This window comes from Bradyrhizobium sp. HKCCYLRH1034 (genome assembly GCF_051168375.1).
GTDB lineage: Bacteria > Pseudomonadota > Alphaproteobacteria > Rhizobiales > Xanthobacteraceae > Bradyrhizobium.
In genome coordinates this window covers 187,925-201,534 of the sequence record NZ_JBNPUW010000013.1, presented here as the reverse complement: position 1 = coordinate 201,534, position 13,610 = coordinate 187,925, and the positions used below count along the sequence as shown (strand labels likewise).

The following is a 13,610-nucleotide window of genomic DNA, read 5'->3' as shown; positions in this document are numbered from 1 at the left end:
CGGTTGTCGAGACCCTGGGCGGTGAAGAAGTTGGTCGGATTGTCGAGCGCCGAGTTGACCTTCTTGCCCGTGGAGAGGTTGTTCTGCGTGGTGGCGAGGAGCTGAGCCGTCGACTGGAGCGAGAGCAGGTTCTGGCGAACCGACGCAGAGAGTACGATACCTGACATTGTCATTCCCTTCTGGATGAACATGAGTAGACATCGCCGCACCGTTCTGTCGGCGATGGCGCAGACTGGTCCGCGGAATCCTACCCGTTCGTTAAATTGACTTCGGAGCAGCCTCCGCCGCCGCCGTTAATCCTAATTGGCCGCTAATCAGTTCGATCAAATGCGTGCAGGCCGCCGCGATTCACGGTAAAATGGCGCACGGATCCGCGTCTGACGGTCGGCGCGCGCCGATACGCGGTGCGACCGTTAAGGCAGCGCTAACTATGAGCTTGCGGAAGAGCGGCCGGTTACGCGGGGGCGCGGTCCGCGTGCGGGAGGACGATCTCGACGCTGGCGGTCCGGCCGCGCGGCTCCTGGAGCTCCAGACGTCCGTTCGAGCGCCTGACGAAATCCTCGACCAGCCGGATCTCCGAGAACACGGGATCGGCTGGACCGGCCTCCGCCGCACTCACCGACGCCGTCAACACGATCTGCACGTCGGAGGAGATGCCGCCGGCGCCCGAGGCGTCCGCACTCATGCGCCTGGCCTGGATGTCGATGCGGCCGCCGTGCTCCAGTCGATGTCGGGCCCCGATCGCAAGACACAGCAATGCCGCCATCAACTGGCCCGGATCAGCGAAGACGGCCGGCACGTCCGCGCCCACCGACGTCGTCACCTCGACCTCGGTGCCCAATGTCGGACGAAGCAGGCGAGCGACGTCGACCAGGAGCTCGTTCAACTCCACCGCACATGGCTGCGGCGGCCGCCCCCTTGCGAACGACAGAAGCTGCGACGTCAATCGAGCGCCCCGGGTCGCGGCCTCGTCGATCAGACGCGCGACGGCCGCCAGTTCAGGCTTGTCCTCGACCGCTTCGGCGAGAATGTCGATGGTCCCCGTGATCACGGTGAGAATGTTGTTGAAGTCGTGCAGCAGGCCACCGGCAACCTGACCCACGATGGCCATCCCTGGGTGGATGTCCGGCGTCGCTGCAGCCGGAATGTCTGCGCCCGGACTCGGCAGCGACTGATTGGACCGCTGGTAGGTGGAAGAGGCCATGAATCCTGCAATACCTGTTGGGGGGGAGGACGGCGGGGCTATCGGGACGCAAACGCACGGACGCCGCTGCAATGTTCAGCTTCGTCTTGATGCTCAGCCTTGGCGCTCAGTCTCACCGCTGACCATCGATGGCGCTCCGGTTGGATGCAGCATCAGTTGGACTCCTGCTCCTGCCAAGACGACAACCTCGTCACCGCCAGCCGCAGGACACCGGCCGATGCCTCCACTGGCGACGAGAGTTGCATCCGACAGAAAAAGATCCGTCAACGAATCAGCGCGCTTATTAGCGATTTTGGCCTCAAGATGTCCGCTGTCAATTGCGGCGCTTGCTACGTGGCGTCCGTGTCCGGCGGAGCTGCGGCGGCCGGAGCAACGAGACGTTCGCCGCAGGCGTGCTGCGCTGCTTTCAGGAGCCGAGGCGGAGGCCGGATGCGTGCCGACTGTATACAACCGCGCGCGATCAGATCAGCACATCGCACACACGTTGATGGCCCAAATCCGCAACGCGCATTCGCGCCTGTCTGCACGACAACGCACACAGCAGGAACGAATGGCCTTTACTGGGAATATTACCCGTGATTCTTCTTGTCAGCGGATGGGACGCAGTTCTATGGAACCATGAGGGCATTGAGATCTGCGAGGCTCCGATACTGCAATGCAGGAGATGGCTTTGGACCCCAGCTTGCGTTCTCCGAACGGTTTCCTGTCGTCGTTGACCGACGATGATTTCGAGCTGATCCGACCCTATCTGCGGACCGTGGATCTGGTGCAAGACTCCATTCTCGCCGAGGTCGGCGAAAAGCTTTCGCGCATCTACTTTCCTCATCGCGGCGTGATCTCGCTGGTCGTGAACCTCGCGCGCGGAGAGCGCGTTCAGGTGGCGATGATCGGTCGCGATAGCTTCTTCGGAAGCATGTCCCTGCTCGCGGGCGGCGATCCGGTGGTGCTGAACAGCGCGGTGGTCCTCGTTCCCGGTGCTGCATCGGTCGTCGACATCGACAGGGTACGGGCAGCCGCCGAACAGAGCCCCTCGTTTCGCGCGCTGATGTTGCGCCACGCACTCGCCATCTACGTGCAGAGTCAGCAGACCGCCGGTTGCAACGCCGCCCACACCGTCGAGTCGCGTCTCGCCCGTTGCCTGCTGCAGACGCATGACCTTTCAGGCGGCAACAAGCTCTACATCACCCAGGAGTCCCTGGCGCAGATGATCGGCGCCCGACGCAACAGCGTTTCGCTGGTGGCGAGCACGCTGCAGCAGGCGGACTTCATCCACTATAGCCGCGGCCATATCGAGATCATCGATCTGGAGGGGCTGAAGAAGACGGCGTGTGAGTGCTACGGCGCCGTGAAGGCCCACTACGAGAACCTGGTCCGGCCGCGCAGCCTGCCGTAAGCAGGCGTCGTTCCGGCCGTCGCGCGCCGGCGCCTCGCCGAACGCCCTTGCCTCCGTACAACTACGGCCCATTGTATGATCCCCATCACCGATGCGGACGGAATTAACGCGCTGTTCAACGGGCGCTGATAATTGTCGACGTGCTGACGAGCGCGAGTTCCAAGAAGCGTCGAATAATCTTCGTGCTGATATATCTCGCCCGTGTTCGGCTTTTGACCAGACGCGCGGAGTAATGACATGGCCTTTGATCTGTCGATGCCGATCCTGGTGGTCGATGACTACGCCACTATGATCCGGATCATCCGCAACCTGCTGAAGCAGCTCGGATTCGAGAACGTCGACGACGCCAGCGACGGATCGGCCGCGCTCTCCAAGATGCAGGCGAAGAAGTATGGCCTCGTGATCTCCGACTGGAACATGGAGCCGATGACCGGCTACGACCTGCTGCGCGAGGTGCGCGCCAGCCCGGAACTGTCGAAGACGCCGTTCATCATGATCACGGCCGAGTCGAAGACCGAGAACGTCATCGCCGCCAAGAAGGCCGGCGTGAGCAACTACATCGTCAAGCCGTTCAATGCTGCGACGCTCAAGACCAAGATGGAAGCCGTGTTCGGCCCGGCCGAATAGCCGAACTCCCCGGGAATGCCCTGCGCGGCGGCCGGACCGGTGTTCGGCCGCTTTCTCTTTGGCGGACGAACACCGCGCGGTTGACGACGGCAGGACGCATACATCGCCGCACGCTCCCCGTAGTCGTACGGAAACCAAAATTTACGAGGGGGTCAGAGCCGGCCGGTAGACACGATCCTGCTTGCCGATGACCGTGTCAGGGTGGCAACGGGACAGGGAATTCATGCGCAACGAACTCCTCGTGATCGAAGATGCCGCCGTGCATGTTTCAATCTTGCGAAAGATTGCAGCACAGGCCGGCTTCAACGCGACGGACGTGAGCTCGGTCGACGCAGCCTCGATCGTCCTGCAGAAGAGGAGCTTGGACTGCATCATGCCGGACCTCTCGCTGGGCAACCGCTCCGGCACCGAGGTTCTCGAGCTCAATATAGATTCCCCCTTCTCGAAGCCGATCGACCTGATGCGGCCCCGGCAAACTCTGAAGCAGATCGCGCAGCAGACCGATCGCCGGCGGCTGGTCCGAGCGGCGGGCTGGTAGCAGGCGATGAGCAAAAAGAAGCGCTTTCTGGGAGCGCCTGCAGCGATCGCGCTGATCCTCATCTGCGTCATTGCCGGCAGCAACCTCTTCTTCCTCACCAATCTGCGCGAGAACGCGCTTCAGCACGCCGAGGAAGATCTCAGCCGCCATAGCCTCACGCTTGCCGAGAACGCCGACCGTTCGGTGAAGTCCGTCGACCTCGTGCTCACGAGCGTGCGCGACTACCTGGTGCGCGGCGGCGCCATCGACGCTGCGGCGTATCGCAAGGTCGCGTCAGACCATCAGACCCACCTCCTGCTCAAGGAAAAGATCGCGGGACTGCCGCAGATCGATGCGGTGACGCTGATCGACGCGCAAGGCAGGCTCCTGAACTTCTCGCGCTACTGGCCGATCCCGGACGTCAACATCGCCGACCGCGACTACTTCAAGGCGCTGAAGGCCGACCCTGCACCGCACACGTTCCTCAGCACGCCGGTTCAGAATCGCGGCGACGGCACCTGGAACATCTATTTTGCCCGCCGGCTCGACGATTCCAATGGCGAGTTCATGGGCATGATGCTCGGCGCCATGTCGGTGCCCTATCTGGAGAACTTCTTCGGCTCCACCGCGCAGGGTCTCGATGCCGCGGTGTCGCTGATCCGCGAGGACGGGACGCTGCTCGCGCATTTTCCGCCCACGAGCGAGATCGGCAGGCGGACCTCCGGCTTCGGTCAGCGCGCGCTGTCGGCCGGCGGCGTGCTGCGCGAGCCCTCCGCACGAACCGGCGAGATGCGCCTGCGGGCGGCAAAGATGCTGCCCAATTATCCCGCGATGATCGTGGCGTCGGTATTCGAGCACGACGTCCTGAAGGCCTGGCGCGACATGGCGACGCTTCTGGTCATCGTGTCGCTGGTGAGCGCGATGGCCGTGCTCGCGGCCGCGGTCCTGATCTCCCGCTGGTGGGAACGCCACGAGCACCTGATCGAGGCCGCCGAGGCCGCGAATGCGGCGAAGTCCACCTTCGTCGCGATGATGAGCCACGAGATCCGCACGCCGATGAACGCGGTGCTCGGCCTCGCCACGACGCTGCTGGAAACCAATCTCGATCCCGAGCAGCGCCGTTCGGTGGTGGCGATCCACAATGCCGGCGACAACCTGCTCGAGATCCTCAACGACATTCTCGACTTCTCCAAGCTCGAATCCGGCCAGCTCTCGCTCGAGGACATCGCGTTCTCCGCCGAGGCCCTGGTCCACAACACGCTCAGCATCATCGGGCCGCGGGCTTCCGCCAAGGACCTGAAGCTGAGGAGCGTCGGCGACCCAGCCGTGCCGCCGGCGCTGGTCGGCGACGCCGGCCGCATTCGCCAGATCCTGCTCAACCTGGTGTCCAACGCAGTCAAGTTCACCTCGTCCGGCGAAGTGGTCGTCACGACGCGCTGCATCGAGAAGGATGACGAGAAGGCGACCGTGGAATGGACGGTGACCGACACCGGCATCGGCATTGCCGCCGACAAGATCGGCTCGCTGTTCGCGAACTTCGTCCAGGCCGACAATTCGATCAGCCGCCGGTTCGGGGGCTCCGGACTCGGACTCGCGATCTGCAAGCGACTGATCGAGCAGATGGGGGGTGATATCAGGGTCACCTCGACGCTGGGCAGAGGGTCCACCTTCTCGTTCCGCCTGACGCTGCCGATTGCCGAGACCATCGCGGTGCCAGAGCAGAACGACGACGGCATCTACGCCTCGCTGCAGAACCGGATCGCGGCGTTCGGCCGGCCGCTGCGCGTCCTCGTGGTGGACGACAATCCGACCAACCGCCTGGTCGCGACCAAGATGCTCAAGGATTTCGACATCCAAACCGACACGGCCTGCGACGGCGCCGAGGCCGTCACCGCCGCCAGCCGCTTCAACTACGACCTCATCCTGATGGACGTCCGCATGCCGGAGATGGACGGCTTCCAGGCGACCCGGACCATTCGCGCGCGAGGCGAGCGCCGCTCCAACGTGCCGATCATCGCCTTCACGGCGAACGCCTTCATGGAGGATATCCGAGCCTGCCGGGAAGCCGGGATGAACGATTTCGTCGTCAAGCCCGCCCGCAAGAAGGCGCTCGTGGAGGCCATCCTGCGCGTGCTGCCCCTGCCCGTTCAGGTGCCGGAAACCGCGGCATCAGACGCCCCGCTGGTGCCGGCTCAGGCGGATGCCGCGACCGCCGACATTGGCGCCGACACCGAAATTGCTCCCGAAGCTGCGCTGGACCGCGAAGCCTACGCCGAGCTGGTCGGCGAGATCGGAGACGAGGCGGCGCAGGAGATCCGCGACGTGTTCTTCAGCGAGACGGATGCGCGGCTGAAGCAGCTCCGCCAGCTGACGCTCGACGGCGAGCGCATCAAGATCGGCCGCGAGGCGCATTCGCTGAAGAGCGCAGCCGGAACCTTCGGGTACCGCCGGCTTGCAACCTACGCGCTGGCGCTGGAGAAGAGCGCACCACGCCTGTCCGCCAAGGAGTATGCCGAACTGCTCGACAGCATCGAGGCCGCCTACGCCGCCGCCCGCGCCCAGGAGCTGCAATATTGAAGCGTGAGGCCGCAGGCCTCCCTGGCGCATGCCGATCTGCGCGACGTCCCCGCACGGTGCACCGCGGCGACGAGGACGGGCTCCGACGATCGAGATGGCAAACGAGACGTTCACGAACGCGGATTCGCCGAACCTGACCTTCATAATCCCTTACAATGGGTTGACGCCGTACTTCTACGGCTCACGATTTTCACAATCAACTAATCATGAGCTGCGAGACTCGGGGTCACATAGGAGATGTGTCCCATGTTTACTTTTGAAACCGCCGACCAGAAGGAAGTCAGGCGTTTCCGAATTGCGCAGTTCAACGGCCGGACCGCGACCGTGAAATCCGGCGGATCGACGATCACCGGCCACGTCCGTTCAGTCATGGAAAAGGAAGCGAGCGTACCGCCGCGCTGGACCATTACGATCGTGCCGACGCCGCCCAAGGCGCAAGCGCCGCTGCGCCCGACCTCCCGGGTTCGTCCCTTCGCCGAGGATTATTTCTGACAGCACGGACATCCGCGTCCGCAATCAGCGCGTTCGACCGAGCCGGTCGACGCCGATTGTCGTTGTCTGCATCGCAGGGCCCACCTCGAAGGCACGAGCGCGGCATTCGCACTCGTCCGCCGTCATCCGATCTGGTTGAGGAGTGCTGCGCGGACGAGTTCGGCGGTATTGCGCGCGCCAACCTTGCGCATGGCTTCGGCGCGATGGCTCTCGAAGGTGCGGGGGCTGATGCCCATGCGCAAGGCGCCCTCCTTGTTCGAGTGCCCCTCACTGATCAGCTTGAGGACCTCGTATTCGCGCGGGGTGAGCGACTTGCTGGCCCGGCCGGTTGGCCGCGCGGGCACCGCGCCCTCCTCGTGAGCCGGCACAGCCCGCGACAGCGGTCCGAACTGCCCGTGCGCGCCGGACATCTGGTTGACCAGGGCGCAGATCCGCTCGGTCTGCAGCAACGCGTTGTCGACGACGAGCTGGACATGCCGGCGCTCGCCGGGCGTCCTGGCAATCTCGTCGCTGCGCTGCTTGATTTCCTCCATGTAGAGCATCAGGGCGGTGAGCGAACCGTTCAGCTGACGCGCCAAAGCGAGCCTGCCCTGGTCGTCGTGACGTCCCATCGCAAGCGGCGCAGACATGCCGGAACGGGTCGCCAGGAGATCCGGGTCGTTAACCTCTTGGCTGCCCGGAGCAGGTGCGGCGTGAGCGTCGGAAAGGCTGTTGTTCAGCTGTGCCATGCCTCATTGTGACGCGACGGCAACTTTAACATGGTTAATTATGCCGTCCGTAGCAATACGGGATTGTTCCGGCAACTCGTGCAACCGCCGATCATTTCCCCAAAAAGTTGCAAGCTGCAATGGTTAAGCCGGGGCGTGAGGCCACCCTTCAGGAGACATCCGCGGCGCGTGCGGCGGCGGCTGTCCACGATGCCGTGCATTGCTACGATTGTTTACTGACATTAATTTCGCACCAACTGTTTCGTGCTTCCATGCGTTCCGTGCCCGTCCGCGGAGACGAGCGACCTTGACATATAGCTGACAGCCTGACGCCAATGGGACCGGTCGACCGGATCTGGGAATTCCTGCAGCGGTTGTCACCGCTGACACGAAGCTGTCTGCTCAGCGAGCTCGAACGGCTGGAGCTGAGCGGCGTCGACATGCCGGGATCCGCCGACCTCCAGGCCCGGCTGCGCGCCGAGATCCGCAACAACAATGGCGGCGGCGGCCACCGCACCATCAATCCTTCGCGCTACTTCTTCATGCCGGTCGAGCAGCTTCTCATCGACGGTTCGCCGGAGCATGCCAATGAGGGTCGCATTGCCCGCGGCTCCCTCACGCCGATCTGGGAATGGATCTCGCGCGATCTGCTGCCGACCATGGCGCGCGACTATAATGCACAGATGAAGGACCTGATCGCGGCCGACAAGCAGCGCGAGATCCGCCAGGCGGCGAGCGCGTTCCAGACCAAGGTGACGAAGTCGCTGGAAGGCACGTTGGCGCGCGCCGAGGGCATCGAGCAGGTCCGCAGCAAGCTGAAGGCCTATACGGCCTCGCCGTCGGTGTTCGACGATGTCGTCAAGCTGATGAAGGCGCTGCGCGCCCGCGAGGAACTTGCAAAGTTCGCCGATTCGCTGCCGGACCGGATCGCGGAGTTCGACGATCCGCAGGTGAAGAAGATGGTGCTGCTGCTCGATGCGCTGCGCAAGAAGCAGCCGGAAGCCGTGCCCTTTGCGTTGACGCTCGTCGCCAAGCGCCTGAAGGAGCCGTGGCAGGTGATGCGGCTGGCGACGAAGGCGGCGCGCTCGAAGAACATTGCCGACGTCATCGCGGCGCCCTACGCGATGACCGTGCCGATGGTGCTCGACCAGTTGGAGGACAAGCGGCTCGCGCTCCGGATCGCGTTGAAGAACAACCGCGTCGTGACCGCCAAGGAAATCCTGACCAGCATCTATGACATCGAGTATGCGATCCAGGTCCGCATCGATCGCATCGAGGACTCGGACTGGGGTACGCGCCTGAGCACCATCATGGCCAATACCGACAGAATGGTGCAGGCCGAGGTCAAGCGCTTCCCCGAAGAGGTCGGACACGTGCTCGGCTCGAACAGGCTTCGCAGCCATCGCTCGTTCGGCGGCCGCCTCACCTATTTCGCCTGGAAGGGCCGCGACGCGATCAAGACGGTACTGCGGTCGGCAACCGGTTGACGGCGGCGCGTCGAGACGGCCTTCCGGCCGTCCTATCCCTGGGCCATGCGTTCGCGCGCCGACTTGAAGCCTGCCACGAAGCGCGCCAGCGTGTCCGAGGTCTTGCCGCGCGGCAGCATCACTTCGATCAGCGAGAAGCGTCCGCGCCGATGCACCGCGCGCTCCAGCGCGGCGACGAGCTCGCTGCGGGTGGCGACGCGCTCGCCGGTGCCGCCGATGGAATTGGCGATGTCGGCATAGTGCCAGTCGTCGAGATCGTTGAACCGCGATTCCGGCTGGAACACGCGCAGCATCTCCCAGCTGCAATTGTTGAACAGCACGACGATCGGATCGAGCCCGTAGCGGCGGCAGTTGCCGAGCTCCCATCCGGTCATCTGGAACGCGCCGTCGCCGACCAGGATCAGCGGACGAAGTCCGGTCGCGGCCACGCCGATGCCCGCCGGCACGCCGAAGCCCATCCCCGCGTAGTAGCCCGGCGCGGCCAGCGCGGTATTGTCGATCTCCATCGCGGTGAACAGGCAGTCGCCGATATCGGAGGTCATCGGCATCCGGCCGTGGCGGTCGAACATGTCGTTGACCGCGGTCGCGATGTCCGAAGGCGCAATCGGCGCGCCATCGGCAGCGAGGCCGCGCGGATAGGCCGAGCGCTGCCGCGGCAGGCCGGGAGCTGCGGCCCGCGGTGCCGCGCGCTCGTCGAGCGCATCGATCAGATCGCCGAGCGGCATGTCGCGATAGGCGTGATGGCCGATCTGGACCTCACGGCTGGCGGCCAGGATCATGCGGCGCGGGTCTGGCGCCCGGTTCGACAACGCGAAATTGGTATCCGACAGGATGACGCCCAGCATCAACACGAGATCGGCATTCTCGACCAGCTCCGTGATCGCCGGATTGCCCGCGGCGCCGAGATAGGTGCCGGCGACGACATCGTCGGCCCTGTCGAGCAGGCCGCGGCCCATGAAGGTCGTCACCAGCGGGAGACCCAGCTTGCGCGCCAGCGCGGCGATCCTGTCCTCGACACCGTAGCGGCGGATTTCGACGTCGACGACGATCACGGGACGCTCTGCCTGCGCGATGCGGGCGAGGATCTCCTCGACGCATTCGTCGAGCGCCTCGCGGCTGGCCCGCCGCGGCGGCAGCGGCACCACCGGCTCGACCTCGGCATCGACCATGTCGCGCGGAAATTCGAGATACACCGGCAGCGACATCTCCTTCGCGCTGCGCAGCACGCGCGCAATCTGGGCCGGGGCGGTGGCCGGATCGCTCAGCACCGCCTGATCGCAGGTGATCTCCTTGAACACCGCGAGCTGCGTGTCGACGGTACGGGCCTGGTGGTGCAGCAGAAAGCCGGAGACGCGCTCACGCGCGCCAGGCGCGCCCGCGATCACCACGACGGGCGAGCGTTCGGCATAGGCGCCGGCGACTGCGTTCACGACGTTGAAGGCGCCGGCGCCGTAGGTGACGACGGCGACGCCGAGGCCGCCATGATAGCGCGCGGCCGCATCCGCGGCGAAGCCGACCGCCGGCTCATGGCTCAGCGTGACGCTCGGCAGGATGTTGCTCTCCTCGATGACCTTGAACAGCGGCAGCACGAAGTCGCCGGGAATGCCGAAGATCTCGCGGGCGCCATGGTCCTTCAGGGCGGCGAGCAGCGCATGGGCAAGAGCAGGCATCCGGATCCCCTGAGCGTGGCGTAAGGTTCAGCCGGTGCTACACGATGAGGGGCGGACTGCCAACCGGCGGCCGTTCGATCTGCGAGCCGCGCCGTCTGGATCGCCCCGTCCAAACATCATGCTCGAGCGGCAAGGCCGGAGCTCACCCGCGCCACATCAGTTTGCCGTCAGCACCAGGGCGTGGGCGGATGGTGCGCCGCCATGCGGGACGGCCAGCGTAACCGTGAACAGGATGGCGACGACCATGATCATGCAGAGCTTCATCATGACCGTCCTGCGATCGGTGATCGGCAGGAACAGGAAGAACAGCAGCATCGCCGCCAGCGCGAGTTCGAAAACGTAAGACATGGATGACCTCCTCCGTTGCCAGGAGGATGGCGCATGCCGGAAGCCCAGACTGTGCGTGCCGTCACACCGGTCCCATAGACCACGCGAGCGAGTATCCCGGCCGCCGCAGCGGGACCATGCAACCCAATCGATTGCCACCTCTCAGCCGTCGAACAGCGCGGCTTCGGTGAAGGCGAGATCGCCGAGATGCGGCGGATGCGGACCTTTGGCATATTTGCGTCCGCGCTTGTCCGAGTACCAGCCGGCCAGCCCTGCGATGGGCCCATTGGCATCGAGCCGCACCAGCAGGCCGCCGCGCCGCAGCAGCAGCCAGCCGATGTTGCCGGCCAGCCGCACGAGGTCAGCGACATCCCGGCAATACAGCAGGCGATACACCGGCAGCGCATTCATCACCCGGTGCTTCTGAAACACGAACGGATACGCCGCATCGGCCTCGCGCGCGACGAGACTGAGACACCCCCATTGCGCATGCTGCCGCAACAGATCCGCCTCATCGGGAGAGAGCCCGTGCACATCGTCCTCGGAGAATTCTTCGATACGGACATCCGAGCGCGGTCGCGACAGGGCCAGCGCGGCGTAGACCTGTCCCTTGCAGTAGACCGAAAAGCCCTGAGCCTCGACCTGTGGCCAAGTGTGCGGGGCCGGCGTGATGTTGAAATAGGTCACCGTCTTGTCGCGCGTCGCCGCGCGCACCAGCATCGAGCTGAAGGCACGGAACGCCGGCTCGACATACCAGCTCGAGACATTGGCCCTGACGATCGGCTCACCGCCGATGTGGAGCTCGGAGAACAGCAGCAGGATCACGCCGACAGGCACCCCGGCTTGGTCGAGACAATAGCCGAATGCCGGATAACCGGCCGGCCGCGGGCGCGCCGCGTGGCGTTCGAGTCCGCGCAACCAATAGGCCTCGCTGCGAAAGGCGAATCCGCGCGTCAGCAGTGCGGCGACCGCCGGCAGATCCGCCGCGCCGATCTCTCGGATGCGAACGCCGGTCACGGCCTGCGCGGGAGCCGGCCTGTCATTTGCAATCTCAGCCTTTTTGATTGGCTGCATTCCAGCATCACCCGAGAGAGATCCGGCGCGCCACCCATGGCGCGGCGGGATCGTCATGACGGCAATTATCGTAAAAAGCTTTGGCGGCAGTGAACCACGTCGTGCTGGCCTTACTTTTCAGTTAATGGAACATGCGAGCCACACCCGACAGGCTTCGATCAGCGCCGACATGATCTTCGCGATCCGAGCCGCCGCTCACGGCCGCGGCACGCGAAACATGTAGGTTTCATCGGCATTGAGGCCGTCGACGAAGAAACGTCCGGGCTTTGCCTCGATCCGGCGCCGCAGCCCATCCCAGCCCCAGACCTCGAGGCTGCGCGTCCCTGCGGGCAGCTCGAGCTCGACCGCGCGGCCCGGCCGCTCGGTCCAGCCGGCAATGTTCTGCCACACGATCAAATCGGCATCCGATCCGCGCAGCGTGTACAGCGCCAGCCGCCGGTCGATGGACACGATCCTCATGTGACCGGCGAGCTGCAGCACCGTCTTCACCACGAGGCTGCGCGCCTCCGGGGTCCAGGGATCCTTGCCCGTCGCCATCGCATAGGCCAGGCCGTCGACATCGGGTGTGTCGCCGAGATTCCAAGGAAACGCCAGCATGGACACCGGCATGCTGCCATCCTTGCCAACCACCGCAAGCTGGTCCCACATCGCATTGAGAAACAATCTCGCCGCGTCCGTATCGCTGTCCCACGCGCCGGCGCGCGCGACGTTGAACTCGGTTGCGTAGAAGTTGATGTCGCGGCTCAGCCCCATCGCCTGCTTGATACGGTCGAAGCAGGTCTGCACCGAGAACTCGCGGCCGCGGGTCATCGGATACCATTTATCATTGTAGTAGGTATGCAGGTCGATGCCGTCGAGACGGCCGTCCTCGAGCAGATCGGCGATCGCCGGACCGTAGCCGCGCAACGTCGCATCGCCATGCGAGTTGCAGGTGGCAAAGCCGCCGGGAACGACCCGCAGCTTGGGGGCGACGCTGTGAACACCGTCGGCAAGCCCGGCCAGCGCGTCGTGATAGTCCTGGCGCGGGATCGTGGCCTGCACATCGGGCTCGTTGATGGCGGTGAAGACGGTAGCACCCCAATCGGGAATACCGTTTTCGCGGCCCCATTCGCCGCCGGGGCGGAAACGTCTCGCCATCGCCTGCCCAGCCGCGAACCAGTCCTGATAGGACCCGATCGGCTGCGGCGGAGTCAGGCTCTGATAGCTGCCTTCATACTCCAGCAGGATCAGCGGCATGATACCGTTCTTGTGCGCCTCCAGCATCGCGGCATCGAAATCGTGCGGCGTCGGTACCCGCGCCAACGTCCGCCAGCCGTAGGAATCCATTCGGCCCATCCTGGCACCGACACCGTGCAGTGCCTGATAGATCTGCGCGCTCTTGCCGGCCAGATGCGTGACCAAATTGCCGCCGCCGATGCGCTCGTCGATCCGCAGCGCCGAGGCGTTCGTTTCGATGGCGTGGACAGCGCTCGGCCATGGCGACGTGACAAACGTTAACAGGGCTGTGCTAATGACCAGCAGATTGGAACGAAGTC

General features: G+C 64.7%; 12 protein-coding genes and 1 pseudogene. 6 read left to right on the top strand and 7 right to left on the bottom strand.

Annotated features, from left to right (window positions below; all coding sequences use genetic code 11):
• Positions 1-167: pseudogene (locus ACQR0W_RS27105) on the bottom strand (flagellin); the annotation flags it as partial.
• A 287-nt stretch (positions 168-454) separates the two neighbouring features.
• The gene (locus ACQR0W_RS27100; protein WP_316169910.1) at positions 455-1,204 is read right to left on the bottom strand and encodes a histidine kinase dimerization/phospho-acceptor domain-containing protein; all 750 of its coding nucleotides are present in this window, start codon (positions 1,202-1,204) and stop codon (positions 455-457) included.
• A gap of 670 nt (positions 1,205-1,874) precedes the next feature.
• On the opposite strand from ACQR0W_RS27100, the gene ACQR0W_RS27095 reads away from it, so the two are divergent.
• The 5 genes from ACQR0W_RS27095 (at position 1,875) to ACQR0W_RS27075 (ending at position 6,810) form a co-directional block, all read left to right on the top strand.
• Positions 1,875-2,597: a Crp/Fnr family transcriptional regulator gene (locus tag ACQR0W_RS27095; RefSeq protein ID WP_315715994.1), complete on the top strand. Its 723-nt coding sequence runs from the start codon at positions 1,875-1,877 to the stop codon at positions 2,595-2,597.
• A 237-nt stretch (positions 2,598-2,834) separates the two neighbouring features.
• Positions 2,835-3,224: a response regulator gene (locus tag ACQR0W_RS27090; protein WP_008968243.1), complete on the top strand. Its 390-nt coding sequence runs from the start codon at positions 2,835-2,837 to the stop codon at positions 3,222-3,224.
• 223 nt (positions 3,225-3,447) lie between these two features.
• Positions 3,448-3,762: a response regulator gene (locus ACQR0W_RS27085; RefSeq protein ID WP_316170082.1), complete on the top strand. Its 315-nt coding sequence runs from the start codon at positions 3,448-3,450 to the stop codon at positions 3,760-3,762.
• Between the two features lie 6 nt (positions 3,763-3,768).
• Entirely contained in the window at positions 3,769-6,318 is a 2,550-nt protein-coding gene (locus tag ACQR0W_RS27080; RefSeq protein ID WP_316169911.1) for a hybrid sensor histidine kinase/response regulator, read from the top strand.
• Positions 6,319-6,564: 246 nt separating this feature from the next.
• On the top strand, positions 6,565-6,810 hold the full coding sequence (locus tag ACQR0W_RS27075; RefSeq protein WP_006614403.1) for a hypothetical protein: 246 nt from the start codon (positions 6,565-6,567) through the stop codon (positions 6,808-6,810).
• A 122-nt stretch (positions 6,811-6,932) separates the two neighbouring features.
• Here the strand turns inward: ACQR0W_RS27075 and ACQR0W_RS27070 are convergent, their stop codons facing one another.
• On the bottom strand, positions 6,933-7,538 hold the full coding sequence (locus ACQR0W_RS27070) for a helix-turn-helix transcriptional regulator (RefSeq protein ID WP_316169912.1): 606 nt from the start codon (positions 7,536-7,538) through the stop codon (positions 6,933-6,935).
• A 314-nt stretch (positions 7,539-7,852) separates the two neighbouring features.
• Here ACQR0W_RS27070 and ACQR0W_RS27065 point away from each other — a divergent pair, with 314 nt between their 5' ends.
• Positions 7,853-9,004 (top strand): hypothetical protein, encoded by a 1,152-nt coding sequence (locus ACQR0W_RS27065; protein ID WP_315715991.1) that lies wholly within the window; start codon positions 7,853-7,855, stop codon positions 9,002-9,004.
• Positions 9,005-9,036: 32 nt separating this feature from the next.
• Here ACQR0W_RS27065 and ipdC read toward each other — a convergent pair whose 3' ends face one another.
• The 4 genes from ipdC to ACQR0W_RS27045 form a co-directional block, all read right to left on the bottom strand.
• Complete coding sequence (gene ipdC / locus ACQR0W_RS27060) at positions 9,037-10,674, bottom strand: indolepyruvate/phenylpyruvate decarboxylase (protein WP_315715990.1); 1,638 nt, start codon at positions 10,672-10,674, stop codon at positions 9,037-9,039.
• Positions 10,675-10,830: 156 nt separating this feature from the next.
• Positions 10,831-11,022 (bottom strand): hypothetical protein, encoded by a 192-nt coding sequence (locus tag ACQR0W_RS27055; RefSeq protein ID WP_315715989.1) that lies wholly within the window; start codon positions 11,020-11,022, stop codon positions 10,831-10,833.
• 141 nt (positions 11,023-11,163) lie between these two features.
• Complete coding sequence (locus tag ACQR0W_RS27050) at positions 11,164-12,075, bottom strand: acyl-CoA acyltransferase (protein ID WP_316167734.1); 912 nt, start codon at positions 12,073-12,075, stop codon at positions 11,164-11,166.
• Positions 12,076-12,270: 195 nt separating this feature from the next.
• On the bottom strand, positions 12,271-13,530 hold the full coding sequence (locus ACQR0W_RS27045) for a hypothetical protein (protein ID WP_316170083.1): 1,260 nt from the start codon (positions 13,528-13,530) through the stop codon (positions 12,271-12,273).
• Between the last annotated feature and the right edge of the window lie 80 nt (positions 13,531-13,610).

What these genes read in the sequence shown, in the direction of transcription:
- ACQR0W_RS27100 (WP_316169910.1), bottom strand. Translation starts at nt 1,204, where the DNA reads ATGGCCTCTTCCACCTACCAGCGGTCCAATCAGTCGCTGCCGAGTCCG.
- ACQR0W_RS27090 (WP_008968243.1), top strand. Translation starts at nt 2,835, where the DNA reads ATGGCCTTTGATCTGTCGATGCCGATCCTGGTGGTCGATGACTACGCC.
- ACQR0W_RS27085 (WP_316170082.1), top strand. Translation starts at nt 3,448, where the DNA reads ATGCGCAACGAACTCCTCGTGATCGAAGATGCCGCCGTGCATGTTTCA.
- ACQR0W_RS27080 (WP_316169911.1), top strand. Translation starts at nt 3,769, where the DNA reads ATGAGCAAAAAGAAGCGCTTTCTGGGAGCGCCTGCAGCGATCGCGCTG.
- ACQR0W_RS27075 (WP_006614403.1), top strand. Translation starts at nt 6,565, where the DNA reads ATGTTTACTTTTGAAACCGCCGACCAGAAGGAAGTCAGGCGTTTCCGA.
- ACQR0W_RS27070 (WP_316169912.1), bottom strand. Translation starts at nt 7,538, where the DNA reads ATGGCACAGCTGAACAACAGCCTTTCCGACGCTCACGCCGCACCTGCT.
- ACQR0W_RS27065 (WP_315715991.1), top strand. Translation starts at nt 7,853, where the DNA reads ATGGGACCGGTCGACCGGATCTGGGAATTCCTGCAGCGGTTGTCACCG.
- ipdC (WP_315715990.1), bottom strand. Translation starts at nt 10,674, where the DNA reads ATGCCTGCTCTTGCCCATGCGCTGCTCGCCGCCCTGAAGGACCATGGC.
- ACQR0W_RS27055 (WP_315715989.1), bottom strand. Translation starts at nt 11,022, where the DNA reads ATGTCTTACGTTTTCGAACTCGCGCTGGCGGCGATGCTGCTGTTCTTC.
- ACQR0W_RS27050 (WP_316167734.1), bottom strand. Translation starts at nt 12,075, where the DNA reads ATGCAGCCAATCAAAAAGGCTGAGATTGCAAATGACAGGCCGGCTCCC.